Source organism: Streptococcus ovis DSM 16829, from assembly GCF_000380125.1.
GTDB lineage: Bacteria > Bacillota > Bacilli > Lactobacillales > Streptococcaceae > Streptococcus > Streptococcus ovis.
In genome coordinates this window covers 23,557-35,505 of the sequence record NZ_KB904574.1, presented here as the reverse complement: position 1 = coordinate 35,505, position 11,949 = coordinate 23,557, and the positions used below count along the sequence as shown (strand labels likewise).

Below are 11,949 nucleotides of genomic sequence, written 5' to 3'. Positions count from 1 at the left end.
TTCTTCTTATAAAAATTAAAACTTAATGGACTTGTGTTTTACATAAAAATAGTGTTATACTTTTCCTAAAGTATAACACTATTTTCAATCTAAGAGGTATCAGAATGTCCAAGACAATTTTACTCGTCGATGATGAAATCGAAATTAGAGAAATCAATGCACGCTACCTTCAACAGGCTGGCTATACAGTTAAAATAGCACAGAATGGTAAAGAGGCGCTGACAATCTTTAAAAAAGGGCCTATTGACCTAATTATTACAGATATTATGATGCCGATAATGGATGGATACGATTTTATGAGTGAAGTGCAGACACTCTCTCCTGAACAACCCTTCCTCTTTATCACTGCAAAAACTTCTGAGCCAGATAAAATCTATTGTCTTAGCTTGGGAGCCGATGACTTTATCACTAAGCCATTTAGTCCACGTGAGCTGGTTCTCCGTGTCAATAATATCCTCCGTAGGATTCACCGACATAGCCCTGCTTCTGACGAAACGATTCGCTTGGGAGATTTGACGATGAATCATCTAACACGAGAAATCAAGGTCAACCAGCAAACACTCGATATGACACTCAAAGAGTTTGAATTACTCTGGTTATTCGCAACAAATCCTCAGCAAGTATTCTCCAAAACAGAATTGTACGAAAAAATCTGGCAGGAAGATTACGTTGAAGATAGCAATACCTTAAATGTCCATATCCATTCTCTTCGGAATTATCTCAGCAAATATGGGACAGAAGAGACTCCTTCCATCAAAACCGTCTGGGGTTTAGGTTATAAGATAGAGGTCTAAGATGAAATTAAAATATTTCTTTTTCATTGGTTATCTTATTTCAGCGAGCATCGTTGTCATTTCCATCATCTGGGCAGTCAATAAGATGCTGATTGTACATACCAATGCTTACTTTATTATCGCCATTACGATTCTTGCTAGCATTGCTGGTGCCTTAGCCAATCAGCTTCTTTTGTCGCGAGTTCTCCGATCATTGGATAAATTAAAACAATTTACCTATAAAATTCCTCGCAAAGAATTTGAGATGATTACAGATGTTCAATCACCAGTTGAATTTAAAGAACTGGCAGACGCTTTTAATGACATGTCCACTAATCTAAAAAACACCTTCGCTTCTCTGGAAGAGAGTGAAAAAGAGAAGCGGATGATGATTGCCCAACTGTCACACGATATTAAGACACCGATTACTTCTATCCAGACAACAGTAGAAGGGATGATTGATGGCATCATTGCCCATGAGGAATATCCTCACTATCTCCAAACGATCAGTCGCCAAACAGAGCGCCTAAACAAGCTGGTGGAACAATTAAACTACCTCACCTTGAATATCAACGAAGAGGTGGATGTCACAAATAATCAGCAAATCATTTTTCTTGATAAATTGCTCATTGATATATTGTCTGAATTCCAACTCTTAATTGATCGAGAACACCGTGATGTCAATATTCACATGAATCTGGATTCTCCAAAAATGATCAGCAATCATGACAAGTTAGCACGAATTCTCCTCAATTTGGTCAATAACGCGCTTAAATATTCTGATTCAGGAACAACATTAGATATTGAGGCTAAAAGACAGGGGTCCCAACTTCTTATTTCTGTCACAGATGAAGGGCAAGGTATTCGTCCAGATCAGCTTGAAAAGATTTTCAAGCGTCTCTACCGCGTGGAATCCTCACGCAATATGGCAACTGGTGGACACGGTCTTGGTCTCTATATCGCCCAGGAATTAGCTCATCAACTCAATGGTAACATCACCGTTCAAAGTGAATATGGCAAAGGTAGCACATTTACCCTCACTCTCAATCAAGTGTATTCCATTTAACAGTAAACAGTCTTGATAGCTCAATCATTGTGATTCCAATATTTAAAAAGAGTTTGCTATTGATACACCTATCGTATCAGTAGCAAACTCTTTTTTATCAGTCATTCCATCTTCAATAGACCCACAAATCACCACTGAAAACGCTTTGTACTATGACACGCCTATTTGTAATTAAAAATAGTACGAGCCAGATAGTCGGAAATAGTCGGAAATACTGTATAAAATTTATGGGCAACATTTAAAATAAAAGGAAGATTGATTTCCCGTTTTTTCGTTCCCATAGCCGCAACAATTTTTTTGGCTACTACTTCAGGCTGAATGAGGAACGATTTGACACTTTTTTGATAGCTACCGTCTGGATCCGCTTGATCAAAGAAGCTCGTTGCAACAGGTCCTGGATTGACTGTCGTAACACCAACCTGATAGGGGGCCAACTCTAACCGAATCGTATCCGAAAATCCAAGAGCGGCGAACTTCGTAGCCGAGTAAACGGATGATTTTGCGGTTGCCATCTTACCAGACATACTGACAATATTGATAATATGACCTGATTTAATTTTCTTCATTCTTTTCCCGACATGACGACAAAAGGACATTAGTGCAAAAAGGTTTACATCAAACATGTCGCGCACTTGTTCATCTGAAAACTGTTCAAAATCATCATAGATAGCATAACCAGCATTGTTTACCAGTACATCAATCTGACCATAATCTTGATAGATTTTCTCCACCAAATTCGCAATACTTGCTTCATCTGTCATATCAATGCCATAGACAACTTTATTTGAATGCTGAGAATAAAGAGCCTCGATTTTCTCCACATTGCGTCCTAGCAAAATCAGAAAATCATCTGTCAAGAGTGGCATCATTGCCTGCGCAATTCCACCAGAAGCTCCTGTAATTAAAATGGTTCTCACACTTCCACCTCTTCCAAATCTTTTACAACATGCACATTTTCAAAGACCTGCATGGCATCACGGCGTAGCTGACTGACATCTTTTGAAAGAAAGCGCGGGCTAATATGATTGAGAAGAAGACGTTTAGCACCTGCATCTTTCGCCACTTGGGCTGCTTCCACGTTCGTCGAATGCCCATGTCTTCGCGCCATCTTCTCGTCTCCCTTACCATAAGTTGATTCATGAACGAGAATATCCGCGTTGACCCCCAAACGGACACTTGCATGACACTTTCTGGTATCTCCTAAAATGGTCACGACCTTCCCAGGGCGTGGTGGCGACACATATTCACTAGCGATGATTTCAGTTCCATCTTCTAATACTACATTTTCACCATTTTTTACTCGTCCAAAGAGTGGACCAAAAGGAACACCCGCAGCCCTTAACTTTTCTGCATCCAAGGTCCCATCCAAATCCTTTTGAATAACACGATACCCCACACAGAAGGTTGTATGATCCAACTTTTCAGCATAGACTGCAAATTTATCATTTTCAAAAATATTGCCTAGATGATGCTCGTCAAATTCATGGAAATAGATCCGATAAGGCAGGCGACTTCCCGATACCTTTAAACTCGTTAAGACAAAGGATTTAATGCCAACAGGACCGTAAATCTCGATATCTGTCTGTTCTTCATTTGCCTGAAAAGACCGACTAGACAAGAATCCTGGCAAACCAAAAATATGGTCACCATGCAAGTGAGTAATGAAAATCTTTGAAATTTTCCGTGGTCGAATGGTCGTCTCCAAAATCTGATTTTGCGTTCCCTCTCCACAGTCGAACAACCAAATTTCATTGAGTTCATCCAGTAATTTGAGAGCCAAGCTGGATACATTGCGAGACTTGGAAGGCTGGCCAGCCCCCGTCCCTAAAAATTGAATAAACATAGTTCTCCTTGTTTCATAAGTTCTGTCAGTAGGCTAAATCAAGCCTTCGGAAATTTATTTTTTAACATAAATAATGGCCGTTCTTACTGACCAAGCGTAGTAGATTTCTCCAGAATATTGTGTGCTTGCTTGACAAGCTTCTTCTTGATTGAGGGAAGATACCTTGACCCAGTCTGTATTTTCAGCAATATCTGTTAATAAAAACTCTTCCTGAATTACTGTTTGCCAATCTGCCGGCTCCTTCCATTCTTTTATAAAGATGCGCCCTGCCTTCTCAAATACCACGTCATGCGGGAAAATCTGGGCAATCTCAAAGAGACGCTCTGTTGTCATTTCCTCTTTCTCCTCCGCAAAAACCTGTGCCAGACCTGTTTCATCCTGATAGGCAAAACCAAAGGCTTTTCCAGATAAGTTCAGACGAACAAAGGGCTTCTCTTCTTGAAAACTAGGATTTGTCTGAAAGAGCTGGAGTGCTTTTGACAGGTTAAAAAAATAATCTGTCGCAGCCTCTGGTGACTGTTTTTGATAAAGTTCAGCAAAATAGGCATTGATGACAGAGGGAGGCGGTGTGATGAAGGTCAACTGCTCCTCTGTTGTTAATCGAGATAAGACACCCTGTAGGTATACCCTATCCAAATTCGTAAAGCCACCGTATTGGATAGCCAAATCCACCATATCCATCATAAAAATTCGTCCAACTTCCATTTATTATTTTCAGCGATGTAACCTGTCAAGTGTTCCAGATTGTCTGTATACTCCCTTTTCTCAATCAGAGCAATCGTAGATAAGTCATGCAACCGATAGGTTAGCGACAAGGGAACCTTGATGTCAAAAGGAACGAACATGGTCTTGATCTTAGCCAGTACCATCATCTGAATATGGGCACGCGCCTGTTCGTCTTTAGCCGAAATCATGACATGGGGGAACTGGGTAGGTGTAAAATCTTCCCCAACCTTGTCTAATTTGTTATAGAGAGCCAAGCGTGGAATATCCAACATTTCTAAATCCTTCAAAATATCCAAGACCACCCGCTCCTGCTCAGCATGATTGGGGTCAGAGGCATCAATGACATGAAGCAGCAGGTCCACATTCATCGATTCTTCCAAAGTGGATTTAAAGGCTGAAATCAGCTCTGTTGGTAAGTCTTGAATAAACCCAACCGTATCGGTCAAGGTTACCTGAAATGTATCTGACAGGTGAATCTGCTTAGTTGTTGCATCTAAGGTTGCAAATAATTCATCCGCTTCATACTGGCGTTTGTCTGTCATGGCATTCATAATCGTTGATTTACCCGCATTGGTATAACCAATCAATCCTATTTTGAAAACACCTGACTGCACACGGCGTTCCCTAACAGTTGCCCGATTTTTCTCGACCACCTTTAGCTGACGTTCAATATCGTGAATCTGATTGCGGATACTTCGCCGATTTAATTCCAACTGGCTTTCACCTGGTCCACGTGAACCAATTCCCCCAGCCTGACGGCTGAGCATAATCCCTTGCCCTACTAGACGCGGTAATAAATATTTAAGCTGAGCTAGGTGCACCTGCAATTTCCCCTCATGACTACGTGCCCGCATGGCAAAAATATCCAGTATCAGCTGCATCCGGTCAATAACCTTGACTCCTAAAATACTTTCTAAATTGGCATTTTGGCGAGGCGTTAGGCGATTATTGACAATGACTGTATCAATCTCATCAGCCTCCACCATCTGGGCAATTTCATCCAGCTTTCCAGAACCCACAAAGGTTTTGCTGTCGTATTTTTCCCGCTTTTGGGTGTAGGTTCCCTTGACTACTGCTCCTGCTGTTTTTGCTAAACTAGCCAACTCCTCCATAGACATGGCAAAATTCTCTGTCGTCTGCAATTCCACACCGACAAGGAGGACTGTTTCTGCTTCTTTTCTTGTTTCAATCATGTAAAAATGCCTCCACATCTGCGAAAATTTTCTCTCTCACGCCCGTTTCTGACACCTGATAAAAGGGAGCCTGCATCCGATTTCGGAACCAAGTCAATTGGCGCTTGGCAAAACGACGGGTATTTTGCTTCACTTTCTCAACTGCTTCAGTCAAACTAATCTCACCTGTAAAGTAAGGAAAAAACTCCTTGTAGCCAATGCCTAGACTAGCCTGTGATTGCGGGTAATGTTCATAGAGCCACTCCACTTCTTCTAGCAAGCCCATTTCCATCATGGCGTCCACCCGCTGATTGATACGCTCGTAGAGCCAGTCTCTCTTATCTGTCAATCCAATCAAGAGGGTTTCATAAGGCTGCTCTTGATTCTGCAAATCCTGTCCAAATTTTGCCAATTCCAAGGCACGTATGGCACGACGACGATTGATTTGAGGAATGTCTAGATTTTCTCGTTCTACCATTTGAAAAAGGTCTTCATCCGTCAATTTCTCCAGTTCTAAACGATAGTGCAAGAGAGCTTGTTGATCCAGTTGGCCACCCAAATGATAGCCTTCCAGTAAACTTTGCAAATAAAGACCCGTTCCTCCCACAATGATCGGAAGTTTCCCACGACCACTGATTTCCTCAATCTTCTCTCTTGCTTCTTGGACAAAATCAAAGGCTGAATACCCTTCTGCTACAGAACGGACATCAATCAGATGGTGGACAGCCTGCATTTGTTCTTCTTCATTGACCTTTGCTGTTCCAATCATCAATTCCTTATAAACCTGTTGGCTATCTCCAGAGATGATTTCACCATTGAAATTCTGAGCCAGTGCAATCCCTAGAGCCGATTTGCCCACGGCCGTTGGCCCAAGGACAACAATTATTTTTGTTTTCATCTTTTTTCCTTGAAAATTTCCGATTTTTTCGCTAGTATTATTATAACATAAGTAAAAATGATTGGAGAACTAGACTGTTTTCCATCATCAATTGGTTTCAATTGAGGCAGCTTGACTGTCCGCTAGAAAGGAAGAATCAATATGGCTAAAAATTTTGGAAAAGGTTTCCTAACCGGTGTTCTCTCTACTGTTGCAGCTGCAGCTGGCGCTGTCTATGCTATTCAAAAAGTAATCATTGAACCAGAAGAAAAGAAAGAGGCTTTCATCGAAGAAAATCGTAAAAAAGCGGCACGACGTCGCGTGACACGTTAATACTAATCTACTTAAAAACTTCCTGAGTCTATAGATTCAGGAAGTTTTTTTGTAAAAAATATTTTTCTAAATAAAGAGTTACATATTGGCTTTCTCGCTATCACCAATAAAGGTCGCTACACCACCATATTCCACAAAGTCGAAGAGCTCTTCTTTCTCAATTCCCATCAAGTCCATACTCATAGTACAAGCCACAAATTTTACACCTAATTGATGTGCTTGTTCAATCATATCTGGCAAAGAATCCACATTCTTTTGCTTCATCAAATGTTTAATCATGGCAGAACCCATGCCACCCATATTCATATTTGAGAGAGGAAGATTTTTGGCACCCGATGGTAACATGAGATCAAACATCTTAGCCAACCCTGATTTTTCACCTTTTTCTTTTTGAGAATGGAGCATCTGTGCCATTTCAAAGTCAATGTTTGGCATTACCTGCGGAGCCATCTCCACCAGCTGAACTTGGATACCCAACTCAACCAAGTTTTCCATCATTTCAAGGCCGATGAAACCACCACCAATAACCGTTGCACGTTGCACATCATGCTCTGCAACATAAGCTTTTATCAAATCCATATCTGGAATATTTCGCAGACTAAAGACATTTTTCGCATCTTCAAGACCAACAATTGCAGGGAGTATCGGCTTTGCACCTGTTGAAATAATCAGTTTATCATACGTTTCCTCATAGGTTTCCCCCGTTTGATGATTCAGAACAGTCACTATTTTTTCTTGAGGATGAATGCTTGTCACTTCAGAAAAATGACGGACATCCAAACCATATTGACTATTCATCCTATCAACAGTCTGCAAAAGCAGCTCTTGACGGTCTTTAATCGCTCCACCAACATGGTAAGGTAATCCACAGTTGGCAAAAGAAATGTATTCACCCTTTTCAAACAAAATAATTTCATCATCTTCATTTAAACGACGTAGACGTGTTGCAGCAGTCGCCCCACCAGCAACCCCACCAATAATCACAATTTTTTTAGACATAAACATCTCCTAAATAGTTCTTTCAACATCATATACCCACAGAGGTATACAAGTCGAGTTCCTATTTCCAATTGAAGCAATAAAAAAATCAGCTCTAAGAACTGATTTTGTGTTTCATAATACGGACAATAAAGGAAATACCGGTTGCAAGAGAAAATAGGACAAGGGATAAGTAAAAATAAAAGAGCGCTGAATCATTGTAAATACCATAAATTGCTATCAAGGCTGTCGCTATATGCATCGTCAGATAAAGAACCAAGCTAGCTTTTCTTTTAAGAACTACTCCAGCAATAATTGGATAGAATGTTAGTGTAAACAAGCCTAAAAACATATATTTTGTATAGGCATCTAGATAATAATCTACTTGCATCCAACCCAAAGATAGAATAAGGTTCACCACAATAGGACTAACAATCATTAACTTTTCAACAGTCGACAACTTCATTTCGTCCCTCCTTTCCCATATATTATACCATTTTTTAAAAGCAAAAAAAATAAAAACCAAGAAACTTGGTTTTTAAAGAATGACATCATGTTTTTCAATCGCAATAATGGTTGCCATCATGGCAACTGTGACAAATAGCAAGGCATAAATCAGTGGATTCCATGTCCCAAAGACCGGAAAACTATATCCTAGCACTGCTGGACCAATCGAAGCAATGAGATATCCACCTGATTGAACCATACCTGATAATTGTGCTGTTGCCTGTCCATCACTGGTCTTCAATGTAAAACTCAACATCATATAAGGGAAGAGCACACTAACTGATAGCCCTAATAAAAGGCTAATCATCACCCAAATGACAAAATTTGCTGGTGCAAATAACATCCAAACAAGTCCAACAATTGTCAACAACGAAACGCCTGACATAAACCAGGCACGTTGAGAATTTGTGAGACGAGAAACAATAGTCGGTGTCACCATTGATACTGGGATACTAATAAAGGTAAAGATACCAGCTAGCAAACCTGCTTCTGCCTTTGAAAGTCCTGCTGTCTGTGCAATCGTTGGCAACCAAGTCATTTCTGTGTAAAAAAGCATAGATTGAAGCCCACCAAACAACAGAAATACCCACGCTACTTTGTTCTTCCAAACAGAATTGTTCTTATTTGCTTGCTTTGTTTGGGAAAAATGATGGTTGTACCGCATATTTGGAAGCCACAAAAGAGTAGCCAATGCTACAAAAACGGTCAGTAGCAGGATAAAGATTTGCCAAGAAGTAGCCGCTACAATTGGAACTGCCACCATGGAGCCAATCGTCCCTGCAACCCCCATTGTTGTAATGTAAATCGTTGTATACATTCCCACTTTCATTGGAAAATGAACGGACACAAGACTGGGCATCAATACATTGATGATAGCGACAGCAGCACCGATTAAAAGAGTTCCAATATACAGCGTAGGGACATTGACAACCCGCATCAAGGAGCCAACTGTCATCACTACTACAGCCAATCCTAAAACTTTTTCAAGTCCAAGGCGCGCAGCCCATTTCGGAGCTAGAGATGAACAGAGGGCAAACATCAGCAATGGCAAGGAGGTTAAAATCCCTAAATCACTGACTTGTACACCAAGCCCTGCAGCAATATCTGTCAAAACAGCAGGAATCGCTGTAAATGGGACCCGCATCACGGCTCCCATCATCATAATCCCTACCAATAAAAATTTTGAATGTTTTAAATGGTTATCTTTCATAAGAATAGTATAGCATGCTTTGAGGTAGGATTTCAAAAAATAATCCTATTTTTCTCATAAAATCTCTTCTTCACGAATTCCATACTGGCTTAGCAGTGCTTCAATACGATCAAACCGTAGACGGAAGTGTTCTAGTTTGTGTCCATCAGATCCCACAGAATAGCGATGACACCCCATCTCTTGCAGTAAACTAAGAGCATAAAGATACAGATGCTCATGACCATAGAGATACATGGATTTACTATTGAACTCAAAGGCAAGGTTGTGAGCCATCATCTTCTGGAAAATACGACGAAGTTGGGATTCATATGCTTGTAATTCTTCAACTGTCACTTTAAACTTACGGAAGCCATAATCAAAATGAGCCAATACATCCGCCTCCACTCGTCCAATGGCATATTCCAACTTATCCAGATACTCCTGAATGACCGCCTGTTTATCCATATCAGCCACTTCATCATCCAAATAATCATTGACACCGTTATGATGGACAGAAAGGAGTTTGACATCATAGTCCTTATCGGCCAGATAGGCAATAATATCAGCTTCCCTTGGTTGATAATAGCCGATTTCAATTCCTTTTTTAATGCGATTTCCGTAGCGACTATTCAGCTCTGCTATTTCCTGAGAATAGGCCTCATAATCAGGTACGTCATCCTGTTGGCTATAAGGATTTGACAAATCATAGTGCTCTGTTGTCACGATTTCCCCCTCAAAGGCCTTTAAATAGGATTCAAAATCCGCCTCAGAGTCAAAGGAAAAATGGGTGTGCAAGTGGTTGTCACGCATAAGAAACCTCCTAATAGTGTCTGCTTTCCTTACTGCTATTTTAACAAATAGTTCCATAAAATCCAATCATTTTAAGAGTAGTGTCGTTTCCATATAGTTTAAAACTATATCAAATCCTGTATAATAACTATTTTTCAAATTAAAAGAGATAGGTTACAATAATACCATCACAAATCATTGAGGTATAGAGACATGACACAATCAAAATTCCAATTAGTTGGTTCACTCCTTCGTCCTGCGAATCTTCGTCAATTCAAAACCGAAATTGAACACCGTGACGATATCCAATATCCATTTTATGATGCACTTCCGGGTTACCAAGAAACTGAAACTGCTGACATCAAGCAAATCATCGCAGACCAAAAAGCCAATGGCATTGATATCTTGACAGATGGTGAATACGGTCGTTCAATGTGGCACCTTGACTTCGTTTGGGGCTTGAAAGGAATTGAGCGCTACATTGCTGAGCATGGCTACCGCTTCAATGACCACGATGGTGGTGACTTTGAAACTCGTAAAGACATCGGTATCCGCATCACTGAGCCACTGTCAGGTAAAGGGCACCACTTTATTGACATTTTCAAGTTGGTAAAAGCTGAAGCTGGTGAAGGGCAAGTCTATGAAACAAATGAAGAGTTGAAGAATGGTTTAATTCAAGCCTACAAAGAATTCTTGCTAGAATACAAGGAAGCTGGCGGCGAAATCATCCAATTTGACGACTGCCTCTGGGAACTCTTTGACGAATCAAATCCTGCTTCATTCTTTGCAGATGGTAATGCAGCCCTAGCAGATTTGGCAGATGAATTTATCGCCATCAACAACGAAGTTGTTGACTACGGTCATGAAATCGGCTTAACAGTTTGGACACACAACTGCCGTGGAAATTACGAAAGCCGTTCTGCCGCAGAAGGAACTTACGAAGCCATTGCCAAGAAATTCTTGGCAGAACAACACTACGACCGCTTCTTCTTGGAATGGGATAGCGAGGTTGCAGGTGACATCAAGGCACTTGAAGCTTTGAAAAACAGCAAGGCTGAAGTGGTGTTGGGACTTCTTTCATCAAAAACAACCAAACTTGACGATGAAGCACGCGCGCTTGACCTCTTGGAGCAAGCAAGCCATATCTTACCAAAGGACCGCCTCTTCCTCTCTCACCAATGCGGATTTGCCTCATGTGACTCAGGAAATGAACTCGCCATCCCACAACAATGGGAAAAAATCAAACAAGGTCAAGAAATCGCAGAAAAATTCTGGAATAACTAACCAAATCGAGGTGGGAAACCGCCTCTTTTTCTAGTCTAATTGCTTTCTATTCTCTCCTGCTTTTGCTACAATGAGAGAGAAAGCGAGGTTTATGGTGATTTATGAATTTTGCCTAGAGTATGGCAGTTTTCCTGTCAAGGAGCGCAATGGTTTTTTCTACGAACGTCAAGAAGTTCCAGCGTTTTTGGAACACGATACCGAGTTGGTTGCCAAACTAACTGAGATGAACGATCTCTTCCACGAACTCTTCTTGACCATCGAGTGCAAATTTGACTACATCGGTGGCCAATTCCCTAAAAAAATTGAACAAATTCGTGCCCTTTACGAAGAAAACAGCAAGGAAACCCTTGAAAAATACAGTAACAAGGTCGTGATTTACGTCGAAGATTTTCTATTATGATATGAAAAAGCC

At 40.7% G+C, this 11,949-nt stretch carries 14 protein-coding genes; 5 read left to right on the top strand and 9 right to left on the bottom strand.

The annotated features are described in order from the left end of the window. The first annotated feature begins 104 nt into the window (after positions 1-104). The gene (locus A3I9_RS0105145; protein ID WP_018377977.1) at positions 105-794 is read left to right on the top strand and encodes a response regulator transcription factor; all 690 of its coding nucleotides are present in this window, start codon (positions 105-107) and stop codon (positions 792-794) included. A gap of 1 nt (position 795) precedes the next feature. Then, positions 796-1,839, top strand: coding sequence for a sensor histidine kinase (locus A3I9_RS0105140; RefSeq protein WP_018377976.1), 1,044 nt, complete (start codon positions 796-798; stop codon positions 1,837-1,839). 161 nt (positions 1,840-2,000) lie between these two features. Here A3I9_RS0105140 and A3I9_RS0105135 read toward each other — a convergent pair whose 3' ends face one another. From A3I9_RS0105135 to miaA, 5 genes are read right to left on the bottom strand one after another with little or no spacing between them, the layout of a single operon-like run. Further along, positions 2,001-2,756, bottom strand: coding sequence for an SDR family NAD(P)-dependent oxidoreductase (locus A3I9_RS0105135; RefSeq protein ID WP_018377975.1), 756 nt, complete (start codon positions 2,754-2,756; stop codon positions 2,001-2,003). Further along, positions 2,753-3,682, bottom strand: coding sequence for a ribonuclease Z (rnz, locus tag A3I9_RS0105130; protein WP_018377974.1), 930 nt, complete (start codon positions 3,680-3,682; stop codon positions 2,753-2,755). Before rnz ends, A3I9_RS0105135 begins: the two co-directional genes overlap by 4 nt. Positions 3,683-3,736: 54 nt before the next feature. After that, the gene (locus A3I9_RS0105125; protein WP_026217340.1) at positions 3,737-4,363 is read right to left on the bottom strand and encodes a hypothetical protein; all 627 of its coding nucleotides are present in this window, start codon (positions 4,361-4,363) and stop codon (positions 3,737-3,739) included. After that, positions 4,363-5,601, bottom strand: coding sequence for a GTPase HflX (hflX, locus tag A3I9_RS0105120; protein WP_018377972.1), 1,239 nt, complete (start codon positions 5,599-5,601; stop codon positions 4,363-4,365). The genes A3I9_RS0105125 and hflX overlap by 1 nt, the downstream gene beginning before the upstream one ends. After that, positions 5,594-6,478, bottom strand: a complete 885-nt coding sequence (gene miaA / locus A3I9_RS0105115; RefSeq protein ID WP_018377971.1) for a tRNA (adenosine(37)-N6)-dimethylallyltransferase MiaA — start codon at positions 6,476-6,478, stop codon at positions 5,594-5,596. Before miaA ends, hflX begins: the two co-directional genes overlap by 8 nt. Before the next feature lie 141 nt (positions 6,479-6,619). On the opposite strand from miaA, the gene A3I9_RS13180 reads away from it, so the two are divergent. Further along, on the top strand, positions 6,620-6,790 hold the full coding sequence (locus A3I9_RS13180) for a DUF3042 family protein (RefSeq protein WP_018377970.1): 171 nt from the start codon (positions 6,620-6,622) through the stop codon (positions 6,788-6,790). Positions 6,791-6,868: 78 nt separating this feature from the next. Here A3I9_RS13180 and A3I9_RS12495 read toward each other — a convergent pair whose 3' ends face one another. The 4 genes from A3I9_RS12495 to A3I9_RS0105090 form a co-directional block, all read right to left on the bottom strand. Continuing rightward, positions 6,869-7,789: an FAD-dependent oxidoreductase gene (locus tag A3I9_RS12495; RefSeq protein ID WP_018377969.1), complete on the bottom strand. Its 921-nt coding sequence runs from the start codon at positions 7,787-7,789 to the stop codon at positions 6,869-6,871. Positions 7,790-7,883: 94 nt separating this feature from the next. Further along, entirely contained in the window at positions 7,884-8,234 is a 351-nt protein-coding gene (locus A3I9_RS0105100) for a hypothetical protein (protein WP_018377968.1), read from the bottom strand. 72 nt (positions 8,235-8,306) lie between these two features. Next, a complete protein-coding gene (locus A3I9_RS0105095; RefSeq protein WP_026217339.1) occupies positions 8,307-9,485 on the bottom strand; it encodes an MFS transporter in 1,179 nt (392 codons plus the stop codon). Positions 9,486-9,539: 54 nt separating this feature from the next. After that, on the bottom strand, positions 9,540-10,274 hold the full coding sequence (locus A3I9_RS0105090) for a PHP domain-containing protein (protein WP_018377966.1): 735 nt from the start codon (positions 10,272-10,274) through the stop codon (positions 9,540-9,542). 192 nt (positions 10,275-10,466) lie between these two features. Here A3I9_RS0105090 and A3I9_RS0105085 point away from each other — a divergent pair, with 192 nt between their 5' ends. Next, positions 10,467-11,537, top strand: coding sequence for a cobalamin-independent methionine synthase II family protein (locus A3I9_RS0105085; protein ID WP_018377965.1), 1,071 nt, complete (start codon positions 10,467-10,469; stop codon positions 11,535-11,537). A gap of 91 nt (positions 11,538-11,628) precedes the next feature. Beyond that, on the top strand, positions 11,629-11,937 hold the full coding sequence (locus A3I9_RS0105080; RefSeq protein ID WP_018377964.1) for a hypothetical protein: 309 nt from the start codon (positions 11,629-11,631) through the stop codon (positions 11,935-11,937). Positions 11,938-11,949 lie beyond the last annotated feature (12 nt).

What these genes read in the sequence shown, in the direction of transcription:
- A3I9_RS0105080 (WP_018377964.1), top strand. Translation starts at nt 11,629, where the DNA reads ATGGTGATTTATGAATTTTGCCTAGAGTATGGCAGTTTTCCTGTCAAG.
- A3I9_RS0105090 (WP_018377966.1), bottom strand. Translation starts at nt 10,274, where the DNA reads ATGCGTGACAACCACTTGCACACCCATTTTTCCTTTGACTCTGAGGCG.
- A3I9_RS0105100 (WP_018377968.1), bottom strand. Translation starts at nt 8,234, where the DNA reads ATGAAGTTGTCGACTGTTGAAAAGTTAATGATTGTTAGTCCTATTGTG.
- A3I9_RS13180 (WP_018377970.1), top strand. Translation starts at nt 6,620, where the DNA reads ATGGCTAAAAATTTTGGAAAAGGTTTCCTAACCGGTGTTCTCTCTACT.
- A3I9_RS0105095 (WP_026217339.1), bottom strand. Translation starts at nt 9,485, where the DNA reads ATGAAAGATAACCATTTAAAACATTCAAAATTTTTATTGGTAGGGATT.
- A3I9_RS0105085 (WP_018377965.1), top strand. Translation starts at nt 10,467, where the DNA reads ATGACACAATCAAAATTCCAATTAGTTGGTTCACTCCTTCGTCCTGCG.
- A3I9_RS0105140 (WP_018377976.1), top strand. Translation starts at nt 796, where the DNA reads ATGAAATTAAAATATTTCTTTTTCATTGGTTATCTTATTTCAGCGAGC.
- A3I9_RS0105145 (WP_018377977.1), top strand. Translation starts at nt 105, where the DNA reads ATGTCCAAGACAATTTTACTCGTCGATGATGAAATCGAAATTAGAGAA.
- miaA (WP_018377971.1), bottom strand. Translation starts at nt 6,478, where the DNA reads ATGAAAACAAAAATAATTGTTGTCCTTGGGCCAACGGCCGTGGGCAAA.
- A3I9_RS0105125 (WP_026217340.1), bottom strand. Translation starts at nt 4,363, where the DNA reads ATGGATATGGTGGATTTGGCTATCCAATACGGTGGCTTTACGAATTTG.
- A3I9_RS12495 (WP_018377969.1), bottom strand. Translation starts at nt 7,789, where the DNA reads ATGTCTAAAAAAATTGTGATTATTGGTGGGGTTGCTGGTGGGGCGACT.
- hflX (WP_018377972.1), bottom strand. Translation starts at nt 5,601, where the DNA reads ATGATTGAAACAAGAAAAGAAGCAGAAACAGTCCTCCTTGTCGGTGTG.
- rnz (WP_018377974.1), bottom strand. Translation starts at nt 3,682, where the DNA reads ATGTTTATTCAATTTTTAGGGACGGGGGCTGGCCAGCCTTCCAAGTCT.